Raw genomic sequence first — 25,975 nt, forward strand, 5'->3', positions numbered from 1 at the left:
TTATTCTATTCTTCCTTGGTACGGAAAGCACACTACTTGTGTTTTCCTTTATAATTACTATTTTTTATTCTTGTTTATTTGAATCTGTGCAATTAAGAATGCATCGCATTGTTATTCTGCATTATCCAAAAAATCCTTTACCCGCTCCGTTAATTTATCTAAAAACGAACGACGCTCTTTTATTGGTTCTTCAACTTTAACTTCTACTTCTGGCTCTTCAATTTGTTCTGCTTCATTTTCAATAACAAACTCCTCTTCAATTTGTTCCGCTTTTTTACGCTCTTGACGCTTTAAGCCATCCATTACTAAACCAACTGCTGTTGCATACAACGGACTTGCAATATCTTCATCGCTATCGCCTGCTAAATGCTCATTTGGATAGCCAATTCTGGTATCCATACCTGTTATATATTCAACCAATTGCTTTAAGTGCTTTAACTGGCTTCCTCCACCCGTTAAAACAATACCACCAATTAATTTTTTCTTTTGTTCTTCGTGACCATAATTTTTTATTTCAACAAAAACTTGTTCTATAATTTCCACAACTCTCGCATGAATAATTTTAGACAAATTCTTTAAGGTAATCTCTTTTGGTTCTCTTCCTCTTAATCCAGGAATTGATACAATTTCATTATCCTTATTTTCTCCTGGCCACGCAGACCCAAACTTCACTTTTAAAAGCTCAGCTTGTTTTTCAATAATTGAACAGCCTTCTTTGATATCTTCAGTGATTACATTTCCACCAAAAGGTATTACCGCTGTATGACGAATAATGCCATCTTTAAAAACTGCTAAATCCGTAGTTCCACCACCTATATCAATCAATGCAACACCAGCTTCTTTTTCTTCTCTGCTTAAAACTGCATTTGCAGAAGCCAAAGGTTCTAATGTGATACCTTCTAATTCTAACCCAGAACTTTTAATACACCTTCCAATATTTCTGATAGATGAAACTTGACCAACTACAACATGAAAGTTAGCCTCCAATCGTCCACCATACATTCCAATTGGCTCTGTAATTTCAGCTTGACCATCAATTTTAAATTCTTGAGGTAAAACATGAATGATTTCTTCACCCGGAAGCATTACTAATTTATGCACCTGATTAATTAATCTATCAATATCATCTTCATCGATTACAATATCAGAATTAGGACGAGTGATATAATCACTATGTTGCAAACTGCGGATATGCTGACCAGCGATACCAACAGTAACTTCTTCAATTTTCTCAGAAGCAGCAGCTTCAGCTTCTTGAACCGCTTGTTGTATAGACTGAATCGTTTGGGTAATATTATTTACCACACCACGATGCACTCCCATACTTTTAGCTTTTCCTAAACCTAAAATCTCAACTTTATCATACTCGTTTTTGCGACCAATCATGGCCACAATCTTTGTGGTTCCTATATCTAGACCTACCGAAATGTTTTGCTTGTCCATACTTTACTTTTTGGTGCAAATAACTTGTTTATCAAATTTTAAATTCACTAATGCATAGCTATCTAAAATTTGGTCTTTAAAAGCCTTTTGGTAAAAAGCTTTAAAATTGTTTATTTTTTTTTCGAGTTGTTTTAAAGTTCCTAAATGAACCGTAAAATCACTTTTTCGAATTTTAAAATCGATTGTTTTATCGTTGTTTTGACGAATCTCAATGACATATTTCTTTAAAAAATCATCTTCATCTACAGCTTTTGCAAATTTAAAGACTGTTTGGAGCTTATTTTTCTCAATATTTCCAGTAACAAGTGGCACTCTTGCCGCATAATTATAAGACAAAGGCATAAATCCACCTTCATCATCGATGTAATACGATGCATTTGTGTTCACTCTTGCAATAGGTCGTTTTTGTTCAATTTCAGCCGAAAGTGTACCATTTACTGACATAAACACTTCCGCTTTCTTGATCATTGGATTAGATTTCAGGGCAGATTCTAATTTATTCAAATCTATAATATCTTTAGGTTGCTTTGAAACAGGTTCTAGGTTTTGTATTAACAATTTACTAACATTCTCATCGGTAATAAATAATTTGTTTTCACCTAAGAATTCTATGTATGGTTCACCAACAATTCTATTTTTATTTCTTTGATTAGAAAAAGCAAACAAAAAGCCTACCAAAACAATCAATCCAATGATTTTTATATAGTTATAATTGATTTTAAACATAGCAAGCTTCTTTAATATGTTTAACTTCTGCTCCAATATCTCCTGCTCCAATTGTTAATATAATTTGAGCATCGGATTTCTTTATTTCATCAATTATTTCAGACTTCTGAATTAACTTTTTATTTGGGTTTTCAATCTTATTTAACAACCATTCTGACGTCACACCTTCAATCGGTAATTCTCTTGCTGGATAAATATCTAAGAGTAATAATTCATCGAATTTTGAAAGATTTTCTGCAAATCCATCCACAAAATCTTGAGTTCTACTAAACAAGTGCGGTTGAAAAATAGCCAAAACCTTTTTACCTGGATACATTTCTCTTACAGCGTGATGAACTGCTTTTATTTCTTCAGGATGATGTGCGTAGTCATCAATAAAAACGAAATTATCCGTTTTTATTTGATATGTAAATCTTCGTTTTACGCCTTTATAAGATTCTAAACCTATTGCCAGTTCATTATAAGAACATCCATATTCAGCTGCCATTGCTAGTGCAATAATTGCATTAGATAAATTGTGCCTTCCTGGTAAACTAAACTTAAATCCTTTTTGAATCCCTTTAGGCGTTTTTACATCAAATAAGTAACTACCATTTTCTATAGAAATATTTTGAGCACAATAATCTGAATCATCTTCTATCCCATAAGTAATACCTTTTAAGGGCAAACCATTTCTAACAAATAATTTTCCATCTGGTTTTATACATTCCGAAAAATCCTTGAAGGTTTTTACTAATTCATCCGCGTTTCCGTAAATATCCAAATGATCAGCATCCATTGACGTAATACAAGCTAAATTTGGCGATAATGTTAAAAACGAACGATCAAATTCATCAGCTTCTACAACTGTTACTTCCGTTCCGTTAAGGATTAAATTAGAATTATAATTTTCACCTATTCCTCCTAAAAATGCTGTAACAGGTACATTACATGTATTCAATAAATGCCCTAAGATACTTGTTGTCGTTGTCTTACCATGAGTACCAGCAACTGCCAAACAAACTGTTTGCTTAGTAATTTCACCTAAAACCGCTGAACGTTTTAAAACATTAAAATTATTATATTTAAAATAGTTTAATTCTGAATGATTCTTTGGTACTGCAGGCGTATAAACAACTAGTGTATTTTCAGGATTTAAAAATGCATTAGACACTTTTGAAATATCATCTTCAAAATGAATTTCTACTCCTAAATCCTCGAGAGACTCTGTAATTTCAGTTGGTGTTTTATCATAACCAGCTACCTGCTTGCCGTTAGCCACAAAATAGCGTGCAATCGCACTCATTCCGATTCCTCCGACACCAATAAAATAGACGTTATTTACTGTACTGAAATTCATTTAACTCTTAATAATTTTTCGACCTCATCAACAATATCATTTGTTGCATTTACTAGTGCTAAGGCTTCAATATTTTTGCTTAATTCTTTTTGTTTCTCTTCGTTTGAAATCAATTCTGAAAATTCATTTTGGAAATTAGAATCCAAATCTTTTTCTCGTATTAAAATCGCTGAATTCTTATCTGCAACCGATTTTGCATTTTTAGTTTGGTGATCTTCTGCCACATTGGGTGACGGAATAAAAATCACAGGTTTACCAACGATACATAATTCTGAAACTGAAATTGCACCTGCTCTCGAGATTATAACATCCGCAGCTGCATAAGCCAAATCCATTTCATTTAAAAACGCATGGACTTGTACTCTATCTAAATCATTATATTGCTTATACTGCTCGTAATACAATTTTCCACATTGCCATATTACTTGAATATCTTGAGTTTCAAAGAACTCAAGATTAGCTTCAATTAATTGATTAATTCGCCTTGCTCCCAAACTTCCTCCTAAAACTAAAAGTGTTCGCTTATTATGTTTTAAAGCAAAAGCATCTTTACCCTCAATATGCTTATTTCTTACCTCCAATAAATCCTTACGAATTGGATTTCCGGTTAGCTTAATTTTATCTTTTGGAAAGAATTTCTCCAAACCATCATAAGCCACACAAATAGTATTCACTTTTTTAGCTAACAACTTATTTGTAATTCCTGGAAATGAATTTTGTTCTTGAATTAAACTCGGAATTCCTTTTGAAGAAGCTACATGCAATAATGGTCCACTTGCAAAACCACCAGTACCAATAACTGCATCTGGTTTAAATGTGTTTACAATTTTTCTTGAACGCAATAAACTACTTATCAACTTAAACGGAAATGCTAAATTCTTTAAAGTCAATTTACGTTGAATCCCTGAAATCCATAACCCTTCAATTTTATAACCAGCTTGTGGCACCTTATCCATTTCCATACGGTCTGATGCTCCAACAAATAGAAATTCTGCATCTGGATAGCGCGATTTTAACTCGTCCGCAATCGCAACTGCAGGATAAATATGTCCTCCTGTTCCTCCTCCTGATAATATGAATTTATAGTTACTCATTAAATTGCTTCACTTAAAATGGCTAATGGATTATCTTCTGCGTCTTCTATTTCTTTTAATTCTTCCCGTTTAGCACTTACGCTAAGAATAATCCCTATGGCTAAACAAGTCATCCATATAGATGTTCCACCGCTACTAATTAAAGGTAAGGTTTGACCTGTAACTGGAAATAACTCCACTGCTACTGCCATATTTATTAAGGCTTGAAATACAATTGGCAATCCAACCCCTAACACTAATAATCGTCCGAATATGGTATCGGATTTATGGCTCACAACTACGATTCTAAACAAGAACCATAAATACAAAACCAAGATAAACACACCACCTATTAGACCATATTCTTCTATGATAATCGCAAAAATGAAATCTGAAGATGACTGAGGTAAAAAATTCTTTTGAATACTTTTTCCAGGTCCTAAACCTTTAATTTCACCGGTCGCAATTGCTATTTTTGCTTTTTCAATCTGATAATCTGCTTCGGTATCTTCATCATTAGCAAAATTTTCGATTCTACTCATCCATGTATCTACTCTATTTGGCATAGCATCTGGAAATGCTTTAGCTACTAAAACAAATATTGCTAAACCTGCAAAACCTGACACGATCATTAATCCCAAATATTTCAAAGGATAACCACCAATAAATGCCAACATCATTATCATAGTAAATATGATTGCTGTTGTTGAGAAATTTGCAGGAAGTATAAGGATTAGAATTAGAAAAACTGGTGTCCAAAGTGGTAAAATTGTTTCTTTAAACTTAATTTCCTTATCCCTAATTTTAGATAAATATCTAGCCACATAAACCATGAGCACAACTGACGCTAGCGTTGATGTTTGAAAAGACATATTTACAATAGGAATCTGTATCCATCGACTAGCATTTGCGCCATCAATTGTTGTTCCTTGAAGCATTGTAACCAATAACAAAACAAAGACAATAGGAATCATTACCATGGACAACCCTCTAAAATACTTGTAAGGCACCTTATGTACACCAAACATAATAACAAAGCCCAACAGCAAGTGCATAAAATGCTTAACCAATAAGGAAAACGTATTGGTATGACCACTATTTGCTAAATTACTTGCGGCACTATAAACAGGCATAAACGAGAATAGCGCTAACAACGCAACTATAGCCCAAATGGCTTTATCTCCTTTTATTTGCTTAAATATATTTTGCATGCTTAACCGTTAACCTTTTATAGATGAGTCCCTAATTCATCTTTAATCTCTTTTATAAATTTCTGACTGCGTTTTTAAATTGACGTCCTCTATCCTCATAATTTTCAAATAAATCAAAACTTGCACAAGCAGGTGACAGCAACACATTATCTCCAGCATCTGCTAGTTTGTATGCTATTTTCACAGCTTCACTCATGTATTCAGTTTCAATAATGACGTCCACCATTTTACCAAACGACTCCATAAGTTTTGCATTATCCACACCTAAGCAAATAATTGCTTTTACTTTTTCGTTTATAAACGGAAATAATTCTTTGTAATCATTGCCTTTATCAACACCTCCAACAATCCAAACCGTTGGTGCATCCATACTTTCTAATGCAAAATATGTTGCATTTACATTTGTTGCTTTTGAATCATTGATGTATTGCACCTTATTGATTTTTAATACGTGCTCTAATCGATGCTCCACACCCTGAAAGTTCTCTAAACTCTCACGGATAGTTTGCTTTCTAATTTTAAGTAAATGCGCCACAGTAGAAGCTGCCATTGCATTCTTCACGTTGTGTTTCCCCTCTAATGCTAAATTATCTGTTGGCATAATGATTTTATTATTATCTATTGTTATTATTATATTGTTGTTGTCTAAATATGCGCCTTGCTCAATAACTTTTGTTAATGAAAAAGGCAATTTTTTCGATTGAATTTGATGCGTTTTCATATAGTCTAAAATGACTTCATCATCTGCATCATATATAAAATAATCGTCCTCTGTTTGATTCTCTACGACTCTAAATTTTGAAGCGATATAGTTTTCAAACTTATAATCATATCTATCTAAGTGGTCTGGTGTTATATTCGTTAGAATCGCAATTTTTGGTTTAAAATCAACGATATCATCTAATTGAAAACTACTAATCTCCAAGACGTAGTTATCATGATTCTTTTCTAAAATCTGCTTCGCGAAACTATCTCCAATATTTCCAGCTAAACCCACATCTAAATCTTGATTTAACAAATGATGTGTTAACGTTGCCGTTGTAGTTTTACCATTACTTCCTGTAATTGCCACCAACGTTGCATCCGTAAATTTGGAAGCAAATTCAATTTCAGAAACCACTTTAATTCCTGCTTCACGAATTTGTTTCACTAAAGCCACTTTATCTGGAATACCAGGACTTTTCATGACGATGTCTGCATTTAGAATTTTTGATTCCGTATGCTGTTCATCTTCAAATTCAATCTCATTATTTAAAAGAACGTCTTTATACTTTTCTTTAATCTTTCCTTTGTCTGATACAAATACATCGTATCCTTTTGCTTTTCCTAAAAGCGCTGTTCCTACTCCACTTTCACCACCACCAAGAATTACCAGCCTTTTCATTATCTAATTTTCAAGGTTACTATGGTTATAATAGCTAGTAAAATTCCAACAATCCAAAAACGGGTTACAATCTTACTTTCGTGATAACCTGATTTCTGATAGTGATGATGCAAAGGCGACATTTTAAAAATGCGTCGTCCTTCTCCAAACTTCTTTCTTGTGTATTTGAAATAGCTCACTTGCAATACCACTGATAAATTCTCTGCTAAGAATATGCCACATAGAATTGGAATTAACCATTCCTTCCTAACAGCAATAGCGATTACAGCAATGATTCCTCCAATGGTTAAACTTCCAGTATCTCCCATAAACACTTGCGCTGGATAAGTATTGTACCATAAAAACCCAATTAACGCTCCTACAAATGCTGCGATGTAAATGGTAATTTCTTCAGCTCTTGGGATATACATAATATCTAAGTAACCTGAAAAAACGATATTACTAGAAACCCAAGCAAAAATCCCTAAGGTCAGTACAATTATGGCTGATGTTCCTGCTGCAAGACCATCTATGCCATCTGTTAGATTTGCTCCATTTGATACTGCTGTAATGATGAAAATACTAACCAGAATAAATATTATCCATGTGTATTTTTCTAAACCTGGACTTATCCATGTTATTAAATCTGAATAATCAAACTCATTATCTTTTAAGAAAGGAATCGTTGTTTTGGTTGACTTCTCTTCTGCCTTAAATAATTTTGACGCTTGCACATTTGGGTTTTCAGCACGAATTTCATTTTGTTGCTGAATAGGCAACTTTTCTTTCAGCGTTACATCTTGATGAAAAAACAATGTTGCACCAACTATGATACCCAATCCTACTTGACCTAATACTTTAAATTTCCCTTTTAAGCCGTCTTTGTCATTTTTGAATTTCTTGATATAATCATCAATAAAACCAATGGTTCCCATCCAAAGTGTAGTCACTATTAAAAGGATGATGTAAATATTTTCAAGCTTTGCTAATAAGAGCACAGGAACCAAAGTCGCTAGAATAATGATAATTCCACCCATTGTTGGTGTTCCTGCTTTTTCAACTTGTCCTTCTAATCCTAAATCACGAATCGTCTCTCCTACTTGTTGTCTTTGTAAAAAACGAATAATGCGTTTACCAAAAATTGTAGAAATTAACAGCGACAATATAATAGCCACAGCTGCTCTAAAGGTTATAAACCCAAAAAGTGACGCTCCTGGCAATTGGAACTGTTGCTCTAAATATTCGAATAAGTAATACAGCATTCTCGGTTGTTATTTATTTCTGTAATTGTTTTAAATACTCTTGAACAATTTTATAATCATCAAAATCAAAGCGCTCACCTTTAATTTCTTGGTAATTCTCATGCCCTTTTCCGGCTATTAGAATAATATCATTTGGTCCTGCCATTTGGCAAGCCGCTTTAATAGCTTGTTTTCTATCCGTTACAGATAACGTTTTTTTGAAATTTTGAGGCTCAACCCCTTTTTCCATCTCTTCAATAATAACCTCAGGCACTTCGTTTCTTGGATTATCGCTTGTTAAAATCACTTTAGTACTTAAAGCCGAAGCGATATGCGCCATTTTTGGTCGTTTTGTCTTATCTCTATTACCACCACAACCCACTACAGTAATCAGTTCTTCGTTTTTAGTTCTGATATCATTTATAGTTTCTAGCACATTTTTTAATGCATCTGGTGTGTGTGCATAATCTACAATAGCCGTAATTTTCTCTTCTGAAATAAAATACTGAAAGCGTCCTGCTACATTTTCAAGCTCACTAATCAATCTTAAAATTTCATCTTTTTCTAAGCCTAATAATTCAGCAGCACCATAAATAGCAAGAATATTGTAAGCATTAAAACTTCCTATTAAACGCGTCCATAATTCGCTATCATTCAACTTCAGCAATAAACCACTGAACTGATTTTCTAAAATCTGCGCTCTATAATCCGCATAATTTTTTAACGCATAAGTATATTTCTTAGCCTGTGTATTTTGAAACATTACTAAGCCATTTTTATCATCTATGTTAGATAATGCAAAGGCTTCTTTTGGCAACTGGTCAAAAAACTTTTTCTTAACGTCTCTATATTCCGCAAACGTATCATGATAATCTAAATGATCATGAGACAGATTTGTAAAAATGCCGCCTTCAAACTTTAAACCTTCAGTTCTACTTTGATGAATTCCGTGCGAACTCACTTCCATAAAGCAAAATTCAATACCTTCATCATTCATCATCTTTAAATATTTATTAATAGTTAAAGAATCTGGTGTGGTATGCGTGGCTTTATATGTGGTATTATCTACCATAATTTTAACCGTAGACAACAACCCAACTTTATAACCTGCTTTTTTAAATAGCTGGTATAATAAACTTGAAACTGTTGTTTTACCATTCGTTCCGGTAACACCAACCAATTTTAAATTTTCTGATGGCTGCCCATAAAAATTATTAGCCATATATGCCATGGCTTGATTAGAATTTGCAACTTCTATATAAGTGATATCATCATGAAGATTCTCAGGAAGCACTTCACAAATAATAGCGGTTGCACCATCTGTAATTGCTTTCTCTATATAATTATGACCATCTGTAATGGCCCCAGAAATAGCCACAAAAACATCGTTGGTCTTGATTTGACGCGAATCGAATTCAATTTTACTAACCGTAATGCTTGTACTACCAACCACTGCGTTTATCGTAACCTTATATAATATGTCTTTTAATACCATCATGATGCTTCTAAAATGATAGTTTGATTAGTTTGTAATTTTTGGTGCTTTTCAACAGATTGTTTCTTAACAATACCACTTCCTGTTAATTTTACTCGGACGTCAACTTGTAAATTTTCTAATAATGCGATTGCATCCATAGCTGGCATACCAACAACACTTGGCATTAATTCTTTATATTTCTGAGCATTATCGTAATAACTCTCAAAATCTTCGTTCACTAAATTATTCTTAAAATCAAGCGTTTCAACTTCATCAATAATTGGTGTATCTGTATATATTTTTTGGGCAATCCTTTTAAAAACTGGTCCAGAAACATCAGCGCCATAATAACCTACTTTTGTACTTGGCTTATGTATCACAACAATGCAGGAATATTTAGGATTATCAGCTGGAAAATAACCAGCAAAAGACGATACATACTTCTTGTCTTTATACCACTTCTCTAGGTCTGCATAATCAGTTCTTGCAGTTCCTGTTTTACCTGCCATTGAAAATGTTTCAGAATACATACGTTGACCTGTACCACGAATTACAACATTCTTCAAAATATCTTGAACCTCAAATAATGTCTTATCAGAACAAATTTTATCAATGATGACCTCTTTCTCAAAAACCTCAATATTCTTGTCAAATGACTTTACAGCTTTTAAAAAACGAGGCTTTATCATTTCTCCATTATTGGCTATAGCGTTATAAAACGTCAAGGTCTGTAAAGGTGTAATTGTTAGATTATATCCATAAGCAATAGAAGGCAATGCATTTCTACTCCAATTTGAATCTCCTGGTTCTGGAATATCTGGAATTCCCTCTCCCATTATCGAAATATTAAGAGAATCATTAAGCTTCCAATCTTTTAAATGGTCTATAAATTTTTGCGGTTGCTTAGCGTAGTTATCATCTATAATAGTTGCTAAACCAATATTAGAAGACACTTCTAAGGCACGAGCCGCAGAAATTTCACCAAAGCCATTCCCAGAATCAGTAATCACACGACCATAAAATTTCTTTCTTCCTTTTTTTGTATCAACTACAGTAGACGTATCAATAACCTTATCCTCTAAAGCAGCCATCAAAGCCATAACCTTAAAAGTAGAACCAGGTTCGTGAGCCTCGTAAACTGCGTAATTTCTTTTTTCGTAATATGTACCTTTAGATGTTTTAGCCAAATTTGCGATTGCTTTTACTTCACCTGTTTTTACATCCATTACAACAACACAACCATGTTCTGCTTCGTACAACTCTAATTGTTTTAATAATGAATGATGTGCAATATCTTGAATATTAACATCTATAGTTGTGTACACATCGTAACCATCTTTTGGTTCTACTTGGTCGTAATCTGCAATTGGCTTCCATTGCCCATTACCAATTCTTTGTTTACGACGCTTACCATTAGTTCCTCTTAAATATTTCACACCAAAAGCGCCATCAATACCTGCTCTACTTACATTACCATCTTCATCAAAACGCTCATAACCAATAGAACGCGATGCAACTCCACCCATTGGATGCTCTCGCCTTGTCGTTTGCTCTACAATTAAACCACCTTTTATAGCACCAAGATTAAGCAACGGAAAATTTCGCATTCTTATATAATCTGAATAGCTAATGTTTCGTGCTAAGAGGAAATATCTGTTTTTATTTTTTCGTGCTTTTCGAATAATATTTTTGTAATATGATGCAGGTTTTCCTTTATAAACATGAAGCGAATCTGCCAAAGCACCAATATATTTTTCGAAAGTTGCTGGTTTTGCCTGAATGGCATCAATTCTAATATCGTATTTAGGAATCGACGTCGCCAGCAAACTACCATCCGCAGAATAAACATTACCACGATTTGCAGGAATATCAAAATCCTCTAAAGTTCTTTTTTCCGCAAGTGCCCTATACTCTTCACCTTGAACAAATTGAATATTAACAAGCTTAAACACCACAGCAATAGCGAACACAAGCAAGCAGCCTGCGACGAAGTATAATCTGTGTAATATGTTTTTTTCTGTTATTGCCAAAGCTTGTTATTGTTGCTGTTGTGACTTTACTATTATTTTTGTTGGTGGGTTTAAGGAAATCCCAATTCCTTTTTCTTTCATTTCAACCTCTACAAAAGATTCTTTTTTAAGCTGCATAAGCTTACCTCTTTTATCTACAAATGCAGAGCGTAACTCTTTTACTTCATTCGTTAATTTTGCAATTTCATAGACTTTTTGATCCGCCTTATGAGAACTCGCAATCATAATTATCGCCAAAACAGAAATTAAAATGATGATGCGCCAATTTTTAAACGAATCATCACTGATTAGAAATTTCCCCTTTAGTATGTGGTAAATATTTTTCTTCATTCTACTTCCTGCCAAGACAGAAACCTTTATTTATTTAACCGCAAAAAGACCAATGCTTTTCTACGGATTTACAATTATTTAATATTTATGCTGTGACTGCGACTGTGCTCAGCCATCAGTTTCGATTATAATTTCTTAGCAATTCTAAGCTTTGCACTCCTTGCTCTATTGTTCGCTTTTATTTCTTCTTTTGAAGGAATAATTAATCCGCCAACCTTTTTAAGAGGTACTTCAAAATTCCCAAACACATCACGTTCTGGTTCCCCTTCAAAAAGTCCGTTTCTAATAAAACGCTTCACCAATCTATCTTCTAAAGAATGATACGAGATAAAACTTAACTGACCACCTTTCTTTAAAATCTCAGGCATTTGAAGCAATAATTCTTTTAAAACCTCAATCTCTTGGTTAACTTCAATTCTTATCGCTTGATAAATCTGAGCTAAGACTTTATTCTCTTTTTGATGATTCAAGAATTTCTTTAAAACCGCTTTTAATTGCTCGCTCGTTTTTATTTCTTCCTCCTTTCGTGCTTCAACAATTGCTTTTGCCATTGCTGGTGCATTTCGTAATTCGCCATATTGAAAAAGAACAGCTCTAATTTGCTCTTCGTCATAATTATTAATAACCTCAAAAGCAGACAGCTTACTGTCTTGATTCATTCGCATATCTAAATCCGCTTCGAATCTTGTAGAAAATCCACGCTCTGCAACATCAAATTGATGTGATGAAACACCAAAATCTGCCAAAACACCATCAACTTCTTTTATGCCATAAAACCTCAAGAATCGTTTTACGTATCTAAAGTTCTCGTTGATAAGTACAAATCTTTCGTCATCGATAGTATTAACGAGTGCATCTTTATCTTGATCAAACGCATATAGCTTTCCGTTTGGCCCTAATCGCGATAAGATTTCACGACTATGTCCACCACCACCAAAAGTGACATCTACATAAACACCATCTGGTTTAATTGCTAAACCATCAACCGTTTCTTTTAGTAAAACTGCATTATGATAATCCATGTTCTTCATCGTCTTGTCCCATTACCTCTTCGGCTAAATCAGCAAAATCTGAAGCCGCATCATCAATAGCTTGTTCGTATTTATCTTTATCCCAAATCTCAAGAATATTCACAGCAGAAGCCAAAACCACTTGTTTACTAATTCCTGAAAAACCAATTAAATCTTTTGGAATTAATAAACGGCCCGCGCTATCTACCTCAACAATTTTAACTCCAGCCGTAAAGCGTCTTATAAAATCATTATTCTTTTTCTTAAAGCGGTTGAGCTTATTAATCTTCTCCATCATTTTGTTCCATTCGGACATTGGATACAATTCCAAACACGGCTGAAAAACAGCACGCTTCAAAACAAAACCATCTTGCAAAGCCGATGACAACTGCTTTTTAAGCACAGCAGGTATCATTAGCCTTCCTTTGGCATCAGCTTTACATTCGTATGTTCCTATAAATGAATTCAAAAGGTTTCGTTTACCACTTTAACGATTAAGAATCAAAGATATTGAAAAAATCACCACATTTTACCACATTCTACCACAATGTTGATAAGTTTTTGATTATAATGGTCTCAATTTTTACAAACATCAATGAATTCGACTTTCAAGCTAAGAATTGAGAAGTGGGAATTATTAACATCAATCAAACACAAATACTACTAATAAAAAACCTCGATATTTTGCCTATATTATTAATATTCTAAAGGATTTAGTTATATTTGTTTTTACACATAAGCACTAATTTGTAAATGACACACCTTTTAAAAAAAGAAAAGGATTATAGATATATTGAAGTAGGAGAAGGCACACCAATTATTGTGTTACATGGTTTGATGGGTGGACTCAGCAATTTTGATGCTGTCACTAAACATTTTAGCTCAAAAGGCTATAAAGTTATCATTCCAGAACTACCTATTTACAGTATGTCGTTAATAAAGACTAACGTAAAAAGCTTTGCCAAATACTTAAAAGATTTTATTGAGTTTAAAGGCTTAGATGAGGTTATTTTATTAGGAAATTCTCTTGGAGGACACATTGGCTTGTACTATACTAAACTTAATCCTCAAAAAGTAAAAGCACTTATTATAACAGGCAGTTCAGGACTTTATGAAAGTGCAATGGGTGGAGGTTACACCAAACGAAGTGACTATGAAGTTATAAAGAAGAAAGCACAAGATGTTTTTTATGATCCTGCTGTAGCTACAAAAGAAATTGTTGACGAAGTTTATGAAACAGTAAATGACCGTAACAAATTGATAAAAACTTTAGCAATTGCTAAAAGTGCCATTAGACACAATATGGCAAAAGATTTACCTAAAATGGATACGCCAGTTTGTATCATTTGGGGTAAAAATGATAGTGTAACACCTCCTGAGGTTGCTCTAGAGTTTGATGAATTATTACCAGATTCTGAATTGTTTTGGATTGACAAATGTGGCCATGCTGCAATGATGGAACATCCTGAAGAGTTTAATACAATTCTAAATGGTTGGCTAGCTAAACGAAAGTTTTAAGCAAAAGATACATAGTTAAAAACAAAAATATTCTTATCTAATTTTTTACTGACCTTTTAAAACGCATTTAATGCCTTGAGAAGCACAGAAAAAGCTACAGATGAGATTTAAAAATTTCTGCTTTTGCAGGAAGTGATATGAAAATAAAATCAGCTGAATTTATTGTTAGTAATTCTGAAGTCGAAAAGTGTCCAAAGGACAACCTACCAGAATATGCCTTTATAGGAAGAAGTAATGTTGGAAAATCTTCTTTGATAAACATGCTTACCGACCGTAAAAGTTTAGCAAAAACTTCTGGACGACCAGGAAAAACCCAATTAATAAACCATTTTATTATTAATAAAAACTGGTACTTAGTCGATTTACCTGGTTATGGCTATGCACGAGTTTCAAAATCTTCTAAAAAGAAATTTCAGAAATTTATTACTAATTATTTTGAGCAAAGACAACAATTGGTTTCTGCTTTTGTTTTAGTTGATATTAGACACAAACCTCAACCGATAGATTTAGAATTTATGCAGTATTTAGGTGAAAGTGGAATTCCGTTTGCTATTATTTTCACTAAAGCAGATAAGCTAAAGCCAAAAGCAATTGAAAACCACGTTAAAGATTATTGTGACGTACTTCTTAAAACTTGGGAAGAGCTGCCACCTTATTTTGTGACATCATCTTCTAAGAGTATTGGACAAGAAGAGGTGTTAAGCTTTATTGGAAGTACTAATGATGAGATACAACAACTAAAATCTAATTAAGTTTTAACATCTAATGCATCTCTTAACGCATTACCAACTAACATAAAAGCCATTACTAAAAGCATAATACATAGTCCTGGTATTAAAGCTAAATAGGGTTTACCTAAAATTATATAATTATAATGGTCTTTTATCATTGCTCCCCAACTTGCCATTGGTGGTTGTGCGCCAATACCTAAAAAACTTAAGCCACTCTCTATTAAAATAGCAGCTGCAAAATTAGCTGCTGAAATCACAATTAATGGTCCAAATATATTAGGTAATATGTGCTTGGTTATAATTCTGTAATCATTATAACCCAAAGCTCTTGCTGCAGTAACGTATTGCATTTCCTTGGCACTAATAATTTGCCCTCTCACAACTCTTGCTACCTCAACCCACATGGTTAATCCTACAGCAATAAAAACCTGCCAAAAACCTTTACCTAAAGCTAACGTAATCGCTATAACTAATAACAACGTTGGGATTGACCAAGTAATATTAATTATCCACATAATAAACGCATCTACTTTTCCACCATAATAACCAGCCAGACTCCCAAATAAAAGTCCAACGATTAATGAAATAAAAACAGCTACAAAACCTATAAAAAAAGAAATTCTAGAGCCAATTAAAACACGACTTAAATAATCCCTTCCGTATTTATCTGTACCAAACGCAAAACTTCTACTCTCTATGTATTTTTTATAATTTGAATTTGGAAAACGGGATAAATCAATTTGTTTTTCGAAGCCTTTTAAGCCATCAGAAGCATATTCAGTATAAGATAAAATGTTATTATTTACTTCATAAGACTGGATAGGGATTTCGGTATCTGTATTATTTTTTCCGAAGAATAATTTTGAGAAGAAATTTTGATTTGATTCAATACCAGAAGGAATAGTTAGCATTTGCACATCGAAACCGGGTGATTTCGAATGAATAGACAAATGCATCTGATTTGCGTTTTTTGAAGCATCTGGCGCAAACACATATGCAAATACTGAAATAATGCCAATACAAATAATTATACACAAACTAAAAACGCCCCAAAAGTTCTTTTTGAACTTTTGAAGCGCTAATCTTGTAAGTGAATTATTCTTATGACTCATTATAATTAATCCTCTACAGAATTAATCATAGTACTTTTTATTCCGTACGACACTTTTAAATCATGGAGTACATTTATAGCCTCTTCTACGTAGACATCTTTTGCTAAACTAACATGCCAACGGTTACGCTTCTCTTTTAATATAGTGTCCTTATCCATCAACTTTAATTCATATGGCAAAGAATTGAACGTTAAGTTTGTTTGGTACTCAGAAAGCTTAGAAAAACGTTTAGCTTCTTCCTCATTAATCTGCATTTCCTTTTTATATTCTTCATAATTTAAAGAATAAATTTCACGATCTCTAATTTTCTTAACCCATTGCGCATTTGCATCAATTAGCTTTAATTGCTCATTTGTTGCCATACGTGCTTTACTCTTATTAATTGTAGCATCGTAATCGAAATAATTCTCCCATTCTTTATAATCAGCTGCATCAATTTTATCCCAAGGTAATGGGTTGTCTTGATCCTTCTCTCCTATATCAATATAGCTATAACGGTCCGGAACAACCACATCACTCTTAACACCTTCTAACTGTGTAGAACCACCATTAATCCTATAGAATTTTTGAGTAGTAAATTTAAGAGCTCCCATATCACCATTGGTATTATTTCTTACCATACGGTTTAAATCGAAAACAGTTTGTACCGTTCCTTTACCATAAGTTTGCTTACTTCCAATAATAATTCCACGTTTATAATCTTGCATTGCTGCTGCTAAGATTTCTGAAGCTGAAGCAGATAATTCATTAACTAAAATCACTAAAGGACCATCCCAAACAATAGATTTATCTTTATCTCTTAAAACTTCTTTAGCGCTTCCGGTTTCTCTTACTTGCACAACAGGTCCCTCTTCAATAAACAAACCTGCAATATCAACCACTGTTTGTAAAGAACCACCTCCATTATTTCGTAAATCCATTACAAGTCCTTCTACACCTTCTTCTTTTAATCTTAAAATTTCTTGTTTAATATCTGAAGCTGCATTTCGTTTGTTATAATCTTCAAAATTGATATAAAACTTAGGTAAATTTATAAGTCCGAATTTTTTTCCGTCCTTTTCAACTATCGACGATTTAGCGTAAGTTTCTTCTAACTCTACAATATCTCTTTTAATAGAAATATCTTGAACGGTACCATCCACTTTCTTTAAGGTTAAAGTTACAACTGTTCCTTTAGGACCTTTTATAAACTTAATAGCATCATCTAAACGCATACCTACCACATTTAAAGCTTCCTTTTCATCTTCTTGCTTCACTTTTAATATTTGATCACCAACTTCTAATTCATTAGCTCTCCAAGCTGGCCCACCACTAATAATTTCGTTAACCATAATGCCATCGACTTTCTTCTGCAGTCTTGCTCCAATACCTTCAAATTTACCTGAGATATCTCTATCAAAACGCTCTTTATCCTCTGGTGCAAAATAAAATGTATGTGGATCAAACTCTTCTACAATAGCATTGATATAAACAGAAAACCAATCTTCACGTCTTCTATCTTCAATGTAATCATACAGCTCATCTAGAGATTTTTTTGTAGCTTCTCTAGCATCAGATTCTAATTTTTTAGTTGATTTTTTAGTTTTAGACTTTGATTCTTCACCGTCTAAATCAACATATTGTTGAGAAATTGCATCATCGTAATTAGCAATAGTGGAGAACTTTAATTGTAATCTCCATCGCTCATTCATCTCTTTCTTACTATTTACAAAAGTAAGTTCTTCATAATCTGCAGAGTAATCTTCATTTACCGAAAAATCAAACGGTTTAGACAAAATTTTAGTGTAAACCTCTTTTGATTCTGCAATACGTTTTAATAACCGATCATGCGTAAGATTAAAGAATGACAAGTCATATGCTTTAATTTCATCATCAATTTTATCTCTGTAAGATTCAAATTCTTTTATATCTGAAGCATAGAAATAACGTTTAAATGGATCTAGATTATCTAAATAAGATTCAAAAACGTTTGATGAAAAATCATCATTAATATCCTTTGGGTCAAAATGTCCTTGATCTAAAAGATACGTTATCAGTTGTATTAATAATTTATCCTTATCTGGATCTTCAAACTTCTTACTCGTAAAACTACATGATGCAAAGGCTATTAACAATGCAAGTAGTAAAAATTTATAATTCCCTCTCATTCTTTTTGTTTTTAATTTGGTAAAAGTGTGTTTGTCATTCACCTTAATTCTTCAATTGAATGCTCCTCTATGGCTTAACTCACTTTTCTTTTTATTTATACTCTTATTAAGTAGGCTTTCAATTTTTCACTAAAATAGAAGAAAAAACCGTGCCATAAAAAATAGAGGCACTAATTTTTTGTTAAACCTAATAAATACTATTAAACGATAGCTTTTTTAGTATTTTTACAACTCATTAAACCTTTGTACTAAATGTCTACACGTCCTTTAATTTTAGTTACTAACGATGATGGCATCACAGCTCCAGGAATTAGAACCTTAATTTCTGTTATGAATACCATAGGCGATGTTGTTGTGGTTGCTCCGGATAGTCCGCAAAGCGCCATGGGACATGCCATTACCATCAATTCCACCTTACATATGGAAAAAGTAACAATTGATGGTAAACAACCTGAATATAGTTGTTCTGGCACACCTGCAGACTGCGTAAAACTAGCTGTAAATGAAATTTTAGAAAGACGACCAGATATTTGTGTTTCTGGAATAAATCATGGTTCAAATTCTTCTATAAATGTAATTTATTCTGGAACAATGAGCGCAGCCCTAGAAGCTGGCATTGAAGGCATACCAGCTATTGGGTTTTCACTTTTAGATTATAATTGGAATGCAAATTTTGAGCATTGTAAATCTTTTATTGAAACGATAACAAGACAAGTTTTAGAGCATGGCTTACCAGATGGCGTTGTTTTAAATGTTAATCTACCGAATCTAGAAAAAAAAGCCATAAAAGGAATTAAAATCTGCCGACAAGCTAAAGCCAATTGGAAAGAAGAATTTGACAAACGCACCAACCCAATGGGACGCGATTACTACTGGTTAACAGGGAAATTTGTAAATATGGACCAAGGAGAAGACACAGATGAATGGGCTTTAGAACATGGTTATGTTTCAGTTGTACCAGTACATTTTGATTTAACGGCTCATCACACCATTCAGAAACTGAATACTTGGAAACTAAATCCGTAAAAAAGACTTAAAACCACATGAAATATTATATCATTTCGGGAGAAGCTTCAGGCGATTTACATGGTTCTAACCTTATGAAAGCATTGTTTAAACAAGATGAACAAGCTGACATTAGATTTTGGGGAGGCGACCTTATGCAAAGTGTTGGTGGCGAAATGGTAATGCATTATAAAGAGCGTCAATTTATGGGTTTTGCAGAAGTGATTCTAAATCTTAGAAAAGTTTTAGGACACATGAAATTTTGTAAAGCTGATATTGAAAAGTTTAAACCAGATGTCATTATTTTTATTGACAATTCTGGTTTTAATCTTAGAATCGCAAAATGGGCAAAAGCACTAAATTATAAAACTCATTATTACATTTCCCCTCAAGTTTGGGCCTCTAGAGCGAGTAGAGTTGAAAAGATAAAACAAGATATAGATGTTATGTATTGCATCCTTCCTTTTGAAAAGGAGTTTTACAAAAAATATGATTATGATGTTAATTTTGTTGGTCATCCTTTAATTGATGCAATTGCAGATAGACCTCAAGTTGATGAACAAAGCTTTAGAAAAGAGCATAATCTTAGCGACCAACCTATTATTGCTTTATTACCTGGAAGTCGCAAACAAGAAATTACAAAAATGCTTGGTGTTATGCTGAGTTTGGTAGATGGTTTTAAAGATTATCAGTTTGTTATTGCAGGTGCTCCTAGTCAGGATTTTGATTTTTACAAAACCTTTATAAAGAAAGCCAACATTAAGTTTATATCTAATAAAACTTATGATTTACTCAGTATTTCATCAGCTGCCTTAGTCACTTCAGGTACCGCAACTTTAGAAACAGCATTATTTAAAGTTCCGCAAGTAGTGTGTTATAAAGCGAGTTCTATTTCTTATCAAATTGCTAAACGCATTATTACATTGAAATATATTTCGTTAGTGAATTTAATTATGGACCGCGAAGTAGTAACTGAACTGATTCAAGGTGATTTAAATAAAAAACGACTTAAAAAAGAATTAACTGCTATTTTAGATACCGACAAACGCGAACAACTTTTCTTAGATTATTATGAATTAGAAAAGAAACTTGGAGGACGAGGGGCTAGTGAAAATACAGCTAAGTTGATTTATAATGCTGTAAAAAAGAAGGAAGACTAAAATACTTTAAATGAAGAAACTATTACCAATTATATTATTACTTTTAATTGCAACTAGCTGTAAATCTAAAAAAACGGCTTCAAGTAAAACAAAGCAAACACACACAGTTAAAGTAAAGACAACAGAAAAAGCAACTAAAGAAGCTGAATCTATTGTAAAATACGCAAAGACCTTTGATGGCACACGTTACAAATATGGAGGAACCACAAAAAAAGGTATGGATTGTTCTGGCTTAATCTATGTAAGTTACAGCAAACATAATGTTAGCTTACCAAGAACCACATCTGGATTAAAAAGCACAGGCGATTGGATAGATGTAAAAGAAGTTAATGTTGGTGATTTGGTGTTTTTTGCCACAAAAAAGAATAGTCGTAAAGTAAATCACGTTGGTATTGTTACAAGCGTTAGAACTGGAAATGTAGAGTTTATACATGCCTCTAGCAGTAGGGGTGTTATGATATCGTCGCTAGCAGAAAAGTACTGGTATTTCTCTTTTGTGCAAGCCAGACGCGTTTTATAAATACTTTTTATTTATATTAGTAACTCATTATCATGAAGTTACTAAATTTTACATTCATAAAACTGACCTTTTGCTTGGTTGTCGGAATTATTTTAGCTCACTACTTAAAGCTAAATTTCTATATAGTTTTATATTCTACTTTAGTTCTCGTTTCCATTGTTGGTATTTATTCATTTCTCTTAAAATCTAAAATATATCGTTCACCACTTTTTGGAATTCTGGCCTTTTTATCTATGGTTGGTGTTGGAATTATCTCTTACCAACTTCAAGATGAAACACAACGACCTAACCATTATACAAACTTAGATACTTCTAAAAACTATAATACCATTGTTTTTCAAATTGAAGAACGCTTAAAACGTGATTCTTATAATGACAAATACATTGTTTCGGTTAAATCAATTAACGACCAAAAGGCTTTAGGGCATCTATTGATTAACATAAAACAAGACAGTCTTTCAAAACCTTATAATATTGATGACGTTTTCCTTGTATTATCAGAACTAAAAGATATTCAAAAACCTTTAAATCCATTTCAATTTGATTATAGTCAATATTTAGAATTGAAACAGGTCTATCATCAGTTGTATTTAACTCCTAGAAATATTTTACAGCTTTCAAACTCCAAGTCTACCCTTTCTGGTTATGCTGATCAACTAAGGACTAAGATTAACTTAAAACTTATAGAAGCCGGTTTTAAAGGGGATGAGCTGAGTATTATTAATGCCCTTTTACTTGGACAACGCCAAACCATTGATAAAACTATCTATAATAATTATGTGAATTCAGGTACAATTCACATTTTAGCAATTTCTGGTTTACATATTGGCATCATTCTATGGATTCTTAATTTTATATTCAGACCACTACTCTATTTAAAATATGGTCATTTTTTAAGACCTATAATTTTAGTTACTATACTCTGGAGTTTTGCAATAATCGCAGGTTTATCTCCTTCTGTAACAAGAGCTGTTACTATGTTTAGTATTATTAGTATCGCAATGCACCTAAAGCGACCTACTAATATTTACAACACTTTAACGCTTTCTGCTTTTGTGATTTTATTATTTAAACCTACTTTTTTGTTTTCTGTAGGGTTTCAAATGAGCTATTTAGCCGTTATAGGAATTGTAAGTGTACAGCCCATTATTTATCGATTATGGAAACCTAAATATATAATTCCAGATAAATTATGGCAGATTTTTACCGTAACCTTAGCTGCACAAGCAGGTGTTGTGCCTATAAGCTTGTTCTATTTCCATCAATTCCCTGGCTTGTTTTTTATTTCTAATATTGTTGTGATTCCTTTTTTAGGTTTAATTCTAGGTCTTGGATTAGTTATTATAGTATTTGCTTTAATTGGTTTTCTGCCACAACCTATTGTTTCCATTTATAGCTATATCATTGAAAATTTGAATAATTTTATTGCTTGGGTAGCACAATTTAAAGACTTTTTATTTAGAGATATTCCGTTTACATTAACCCAAGCTATTATTGCTTATTTTATAATTATTGCTATAGTACAAGTTTATAAAAATCGAAATTTTAAATGGACAGTAGTAAGTCTAATTGCAATATTAACACTTCAAGGGGTTTACTTTTATAATAATCATCAAACTCAGAATAAAGAATTCATTGTTTTCAACAAGAGTCGTTATTCTATGATTGGAATAAAAGAGAATGAAGAATTAACGATGTTTCACAATTTAGATTCCATTCAACTCGAATCAAATCATGCTATAAAAAATTATAAGGTTGGTAAATCCATAGATGTTTTAATTAGTGATAGTTTACAATCCGTTTATCAATACAACGATAAGGTTATTCTAGTTATAGATAGTTTAGCCGTTTATAAGAATATTACGTTTCAACCTCATTACATCTTATTACGAAACTCACCCAAATTAAATCTAAACAGGCTTATAGACAGTTTAAAACCGCAACAAATCATTGCGGACGCAAGTAATTACAAATCGTATTTAAACCGCTGGAAGGCCACTTGTAAGCATAAAAAAATCCCTTTCCATCAAACGAGCGAAAAGGGAGCCTTTATTATTAAATAATTCTGTGTTTTATTCTTCGAACTCAGCTTCAAACGACTTTACATATTCGCTAAATTGTTCTTGCGTTGTCATTTCCTTATACTTATCAGTTTCAAAAATTTTTAAGTACAATTCTAACTGCTGTGGTTTTAGATAGCCTTGAATAGGTGCAATTACGTTTCCTTCTTCATCAAAAAATACCATTGTTGGATACGCTTTAATTTGTAAATATCTTGAAAACTCATGAGCACCATTTCTACTATTAGCTTTAGATGCGTCATAGTTTGGATTAGTATACGTATTATCTTTATACGTTATTTCTTCATTCCCTTCAGCATTAAATTTCACAGCATAAAAGTGTTCATTAACATATGCAGCTACATCTTTGTTATGAAATGTATTCTTATCTAACATTTTACAAGGACCACACCAATTGGTATATACATCCATAAAAATCTTTTTAGGTTCCTTCTTCTGAAGCTCTAATGCTTCTTCCATAGTTACCCAATTAATGTCTTGTGCTATTGCTGATATTGAAAAAGCAAAAATTGCGATTAGTCCTAAAGTTATTTTTTTCGTCATACTAGATTTGTTGCAAATAATGAGCCGAACTTACAAAAAATGCTCCTAAAAAGGAGCATTTTAGATATTTTTAACGGTTTACGTTATTTAACTCCGTGCATTAACTTTTTAAGTAATGGATTAAGTAACATTGATACTATACCAAATCCAGCTGGAATCACTGTAAAGATTAAGAAGAATGTACTTAACGAATATTCCGCGGTTATTTTATCAATCATTCCACCCATTGAACCTGCTGCTTTATTACCAATAGCAATAGCCAAGTACCAAATACCAAACATAAACCCGATCATTCTACCCGGAACTAATTTACTTAAATAAGATAATCCAACAGGAGAAATACATAATTCACCCATAGTGTGTAATAAATAGGCAAGGATTAAAAACACCATACTAACTGATGCCGTTTTTGCTCCAGATTCAATTCCCATAGTTCCAAATACTAAAACACCGAATCCTAAACCTAATAACACTAAACCAATCCCATACTTCATTGCTACGCTTGGATTATACTTACTTTCCCACCATTTAGAAAATAAAGGAGCAAGAGTTATTATAAAAAATGAATTTAAGATTCCAAACCAAGACGCTCCAACTTCTGTTGTTTCTTTATTAAATTCATTATTGATTTTATAAAATACTACGTACCATAAAAACACAAACGTTAATCCTAATACAATATTAGAGTAAGGGATTTTTGAATATGTTTTTTTGAACAATAAATATAATACCCACGAAATTAAAACTAATGGCACAACTGTTAAAATAGAATCTATTACTTTAAATATCATTGCAGAAGACCCTACTAAAACCCTGTCAGTATAATCCCTTGCGAATAATGTCATAGAACCTAAAGACTGTTCAAAGGCAGCAAAGAAAAACACTGTAAATATTCCAAATATAGAAACTGCAATTATTTTATCTCTCACAATAGGATTATATCTTGATATCCTCGTAATGATTAAATATAAAAACAATGCTAGAGCCAATAAAACAATAAAATTAGAACCATCCAAGCTTCCTACTTTGAAATCTAGTAAATTAATATTTCCAATTTTAGACATTGGATCATTAAATAAATAAAGTACACCTCCAATAGACGATAATACAATTAATACTTTATCTAAATACGTAAAAGGATTTAGCTTTATTGCAATCTCGTTTTCATTATGCTCTTTAGGATTTTCTTCATTAATGTTTTGAGGCAGTTCTACTTCATGTGTTTTTGAAGGTATTTCTCCTATCATGCCAAATAAATCTTTAGCTAACCAAAACTGAATCAAACCACCTAGCATAAAAATACCAGCCAATCCAAAACCATAACTCCATCCTATATTTTCAGCTAAATAACCACAAAGCATCATTCCAAAAAATGCTCCTGCATTTACTCCCATATAATATATAGTGTATGCTCCATCTTTCTTAGACTCTTTCCCTTTATACATTTCAGAAATCATAGAAGTCATATTTGGCTTAAAGAAACCTGTACCTATAACTAATAAAGCCAACCCTAAATATAAAGACCAGGTAGTTTCAAACACCATAAAAGCATGACCAAGCATCATAATGAAACAACCTATAATAACGGCCCACTTATAGCCAGTTATTTTATCTGCCAACCAACCACCAACAATTGGAGTTAAATATAACAATGAAGAATACGTACCAATTAATGCCAATGCATTTTCACGAGACCATTCCCAACCTGGATTATCACTTAAAAAAGGAGCTGTTAAAAATAGAACTAATAATATTTTCATTCCATAGAATGAAAAACGTTCCCACATTTCAGTAAAAAATATCACGAACAGTCCTGCTGGATGCCCAATGACTTTGTCTTTAAATAGATTTTCAATATCAGTATTCATATAAAAATTGATTAGTTAGGAGTAATTATTTTTAGAGTTAGTTATTT

At 32.7% G+C, this 25,975-nt stretch carries 22 protein-coding genes; 6 read left to right on the plus strand and 16 right to left on the minus strand.

From position 1 onward, the window contains the following. Positions 1-111 precede the first annotated feature (111 nt). From ftsA to mraZ, 12 genes are all read right to left on the minus strand, one after another. A complete protein-coding gene (ftsA, locus tag Q0807_RS00630; protein WP_299105161.1) occupies positions 112-1,443 on the minus strand; it encodes a cell division protein FtsA in 1,332 nt (443 codons plus the stop codon). Positions 1,444-1,446: 3 nt separating this feature from the next. Beyond that, positions 1,447-2,169, minus strand: coding sequence for a cell division protein FtsQ/DivIB (locus Q0807_RS00635; RefSeq protein ID WP_299105162.1), 723 nt, complete (start codon positions 2,167-2,169; stop codon positions 1,447-1,449). Next, positions 2,162-3,508 (minus strand): UDP-N-acetylmuramate--L-alanine ligase, encoded by a 1,347-nt coding sequence (gene murC / locus Q0807_RS00640; protein WP_299105163.1) that lies wholly within the window; start codon positions 3,506-3,508, stop codon positions 2,162-2,164. Before murC ends, Q0807_RS00635 begins: the two co-directional genes overlap by 8 nt. Beyond that, on the minus strand, positions 3,505-4,602 hold the full coding sequence (gene murG, locus Q0807_RS00645) for an undecaprenyldiphospho-muramoylpentapeptide beta-N-acetylglucosaminyltransferase (protein WP_299105164.1): 1,098 nt from the start codon (positions 4,600-4,602) through the stop codon (positions 3,505-3,507). Before murG ends, murC begins: the two co-directional genes overlap by 4 nt. Further along, positions 4,602-5,792 (minus strand): FtsW/RodA/SpoVE family cell cycle protein, encoded by a 1,191-nt coding sequence (locus Q0807_RS00650; RefSeq protein ID WP_299105165.1) that lies wholly within the window; start codon positions 5,790-5,792, stop codon positions 4,602-4,604. The genes murG and Q0807_RS00650 overlap by 1 nt, the downstream gene beginning before the upstream one ends. 52 nt (positions 5,793-5,844) lie before the next feature. Then, a complete protein-coding gene (gene murD, locus Q0807_RS00655) occupies positions 5,845-7,176 on the minus strand; it encodes a UDP-N-acetylmuramoyl-L-alanine--D-glutamate ligase (protein ID WP_299105166.1) in 1,332 nt (443 codons plus the stop codon). Further along, positions 7,176-8,417 (minus strand): phospho-N-acetylmuramoyl-pentapeptide-transferase, encoded by a 1,242-nt coding sequence (gene mraY / locus Q0807_RS00660; RefSeq protein ID WP_299105167.1) that lies wholly within the window; start codon positions 8,415-8,417, stop codon positions 7,176-7,178. The genes murD and mraY overlap by 1 nt, the downstream gene beginning before the upstream one ends. 13 nt (positions 8,418-8,430) lie before the next feature. Beyond that, on the minus strand, positions 8,431-9,894 hold the full coding sequence (locus Q0807_RS00665; protein WP_299105169.1) for a UDP-N-acetylmuramoyl-L-alanyl-D-glutamate--2,6-diaminopimelate ligase: 1,464 nt from the start codon (positions 9,892-9,894) through the stop codon (positions 8,431-8,433). After that, positions 9,891-11,903, minus strand: coding sequence for a penicillin-binding protein (locus Q0807_RS00670; RefSeq protein ID WP_299105171.1), 2,013 nt, complete (start codon positions 11,901-11,903; stop codon positions 9,891-9,893). Before Q0807_RS00670 ends, Q0807_RS00665 begins: the two co-directional genes overlap by 4 nt. 6 nt (positions 11,904-11,909) lie before the next feature. Continuing rightward, on the minus strand, positions 11,910-12,233 hold the full coding sequence (locus Q0807_RS00675) for an FtsL-like putative cell division protein (RefSeq protein ID WP_299106091.1): 324 nt from the start codon (positions 12,231-12,233) through the stop codon (positions 11,910-11,912). Between the two features lie 125 nt (positions 12,234-12,358). Further along, a complete protein-coding gene (gene rsmH, locus Q0807_RS00680; RefSeq protein WP_299106093.1) occupies positions 12,359-13,255 on the minus strand; it encodes a 16S rRNA (cytosine(1402)-N(4))-methyltransferase RsmH in 897 nt (298 codons plus the stop codon). Continuing rightward, entirely contained in the window at positions 13,242-13,712 is a 471-nt protein-coding gene (gene mraZ / locus Q0807_RS00685; RefSeq protein ID WP_299105173.1) for a division/cell wall cluster transcriptional repressor MraZ, read from the minus strand. Before mraZ ends, rsmH begins: the two co-directional genes overlap by 14 nt. 284 nt (positions 13,713-13,996) lie before the next feature. Here mraZ and Q0807_RS00690 point away from each other — a divergent pair, with 284 nt between their 5' ends. Beyond that, positions 13,997-14,761 (plus strand): alpha/beta hydrolase, encoded by a 765-nt coding sequence (locus tag Q0807_RS00690; RefSeq protein WP_299105175.1) that lies wholly within the window; start codon positions 13,997-13,999, stop codon positions 14,759-14,761. Positions 14,762-14,898: 137 nt separating this feature from the next. Further along, positions 14,899-15,513, plus strand: coding sequence for a ribosome biogenesis GTP-binding protein YihA/YsxC (yihA, locus tag Q0807_RS00695; protein ID WP_299105177.1), 615 nt, complete (start codon positions 14,899-14,901; stop codon positions 15,511-15,513). Here the strand turns inward: yihA and Q0807_RS00700 are convergent. Continuing rightward, positions 15,510-16,604, minus strand: coding sequence for an ABC transporter permease (locus tag Q0807_RS00700; protein ID WP_299105179.1), 1,095 nt, complete (start codon positions 16,602-16,604; stop codon positions 15,510-15,512). The two genes, yihA and Q0807_RS00700, sit on opposite strands and share 4 nt — an antisense overlap. A gap of 5 nt (positions 16,605-16,609) precedes the next feature. Beyond that, positions 16,610-18,751 carry a carboxy terminal-processing peptidase gene (locus tag Q0807_RS00705; protein ID WP_299105181.1) on the minus strand — a complete coding sequence of 714 codons (2,142 nt, stop codon included), beginning with the start codon at positions 18,749-18,751 and terminating at the stop codon, positions 16,610-16,612. Positions 18,752-19,003: 252 nt separating this feature from the next. Here Q0807_RS00705 and surE point away from each other — a divergent pair, with 252 nt between their 5' ends. The 4 genes from surE to Q0807_RS00725 are packed head-to-tail and all read left to right on the plus strand — an operon-like array spanning position 19,004 to position 23,499. Continuing rightward, positions 19,004-19,777: a 5'/3'-nucleotidase SurE gene (gene surE / locus Q0807_RS00710; protein WP_299105183.1), complete on the plus strand. Its 774-nt coding sequence runs from the start codon at positions 19,004-19,006 to the stop codon at positions 19,775-19,777. A gap of 17 nt (positions 19,778-19,794) precedes the next feature. Continuing rightward, entirely contained in the window at positions 19,795-20,916 is a 1,122-nt protein-coding gene (gene lpxB, locus Q0807_RS00715) for a lipid-A-disaccharide synthase (RefSeq protein WP_299105185.1), read from the plus strand. Positions 20,917-20,926: 10 nt separating this feature from the next. Next, positions 20,927-21,436 carry a C40 family peptidase gene (locus Q0807_RS00720; protein WP_299105187.1) on the plus strand — a complete coding sequence of 170 codons (510 nt, stop codon included), beginning with the start codon at positions 20,927-20,929 and terminating at the stop codon, positions 21,434-21,436. 32 nt (positions 21,437-21,468) lie between these two features. After that, positions 21,469-23,499, plus strand: a complete 2,031-nt coding sequence (locus Q0807_RS00725) for a ComEC/Rec2 family competence protein (RefSeq protein ID WP_299105189.1) — start codon at positions 21,469-21,471, stop codon at positions 23,497-23,499. Between the two features lie 9 nt (positions 23,500-23,508). Here Q0807_RS00725 and Q0807_RS00730 read toward each other — a convergent pair whose 3' ends face one another. Further along, positions 23,509-24,060, minus strand: a complete 552-nt coding sequence (locus Q0807_RS00730) for a thioredoxin fold domain-containing protein (RefSeq protein WP_299105191.1) — start codon at positions 24,058-24,060, stop codon at positions 23,509-23,511. 83 nt (positions 24,061-24,143) lie between these two features. After that, entirely contained in the window at positions 24,144-25,928 is a 1,785-nt protein-coding gene (locus tag Q0807_RS00735; RefSeq protein WP_299105193.1) for a peptide MFS transporter, read from the minus strand. Between the last annotated feature and the right edge of the window lie 47 nt (positions 25,929-25,975).

The sequence above is a fragment of the uncultured Winogradskyella sp. genome (genome assembly GCF_947495255.1).
Classification (GTDB): Bacteria; Bacteroidota; Bacteroidia; order Flavobacteriales; family Flavobacteriaceae; genus Winogradskyella.

Coding starts and splice junctions, on each gene's coding strand:
- yihA (WP_299105177.1), top strand. CDS start 14,899: ATGAAAATAAAATCAGCTGAATTTATTGTTAGTAATTCTGAAGTCGAA.
- murC (WP_299105163.1), bottom strand. CDS start 3,508: ATGAATTTCAGTACAGTAAATAACGTCTATTTTATTGGTGTCGGAGGA.
- Q0807_RS00700 (WP_299105179.1), bottom strand. CDS start 16,604: ATGAGTCATAAGAATAATTCACTTACAAGATTAGCGCTTCAAAAGTTC.
- Q0807_RS00730 (WP_299105191.1), bottom strand. CDS start 24,060: ATGACGAAAAAAATAACTTTAGGACTAATCGCAATTTTTGCTTTTTCA.
- murD (WP_299105166.1), bottom strand. CDS start 7,176: ATGAAAAGGCTGGTAATTCTTGGTGGTGGTGAAAGTGGAGTAGGAACA.
- Q0807_RS00735 (WP_299105193.1), bottom strand. CDS start 25,928: ATGAATACTGATATTGAAAATCTATTTAAAGACAAAGTCATTGGGCAT.
- Q0807_RS00725 (WP_299105189.1), top strand. CDS start 21,469: ATGAAGTTACTAAATTTTACATTCATAAAACTGACCTTTTGCTTGGTT.
- Q0807_RS00665 (WP_299105169.1), bottom strand. CDS start 9,894: ATGATGGTATTAAAAGACATATTATATAAGGTTACGATAAACGCAGTG.
- murG (WP_299105164.1), bottom strand. CDS start 4,602: ATGAGTAACTATAAATTCATATTATCAGGAGGAGGAACAGGAGGACAT.
- Q0807_RS00720 (WP_299105187.1), top strand. CDS start 20,927: ATGAAGAAACTATTACCAATTATATTATTACTTTTAATTGCAACTAGC.
- surE (WP_299105183.1), top strand. CDS start 19,004: ATGTCTACACGTCCTTTAATTTTAGTTACTAACGATGATGGCATCACA.
- Q0807_RS00690 (WP_299105175.1), top strand. CDS start 13,997: ATGACACACCTTTTAAAAAAAGAAAAGGATTATAGATATATTGAAGTA.
- Q0807_RS00675 (WP_299106091.1), bottom strand. CDS start 12,233: ATGAAGAAAAATATTTACCACATACTAAAGGGGAAATTTCTAATCAGT.
- lpxB (WP_299105185.1), top strand. CDS start 19,795: ATGAAATATTATATCATTTCGGGAGAAGCTTCAGGCGATTTACATGGT.
- rsmH (WP_299106093.1), bottom strand. CDS start 13,255: ATGGATTATCATAATGCAGTTTTACTAAAAGAAACGGTTGATGGTTTA.
- Q0807_RS00705 (WP_299105181.1), bottom strand. CDS start 18,751: ATGAGAGGGAATTATAAATTTTTACTACTTGCATTGTTAATAGCCTTT.
- mraY (WP_299105167.1), bottom strand. CDS start 8,417: ATGCTGTATTACTTATTCGAATATTTAGAGCAACAGTTCCAATTGCCA.
- ftsA (WP_299105161.1), bottom strand. CDS start 1,443: ATGGACAAGCAAAACATTTCGGTAGGTCTAGATATAGGAACCACAAAG.
- Q0807_RS00650 (WP_299105165.1), bottom strand. CDS start 5,792: ATGCAAAATATATTTAAGCAAATAAAAGGAGATAAAGCCATTTGGGCT.
- Q0807_RS00635 (WP_299105162.1), bottom strand. CDS start 2,169: ATGTTTAAAATCAATTATAACTATATAAAAATCATTGGATTGATTGTT.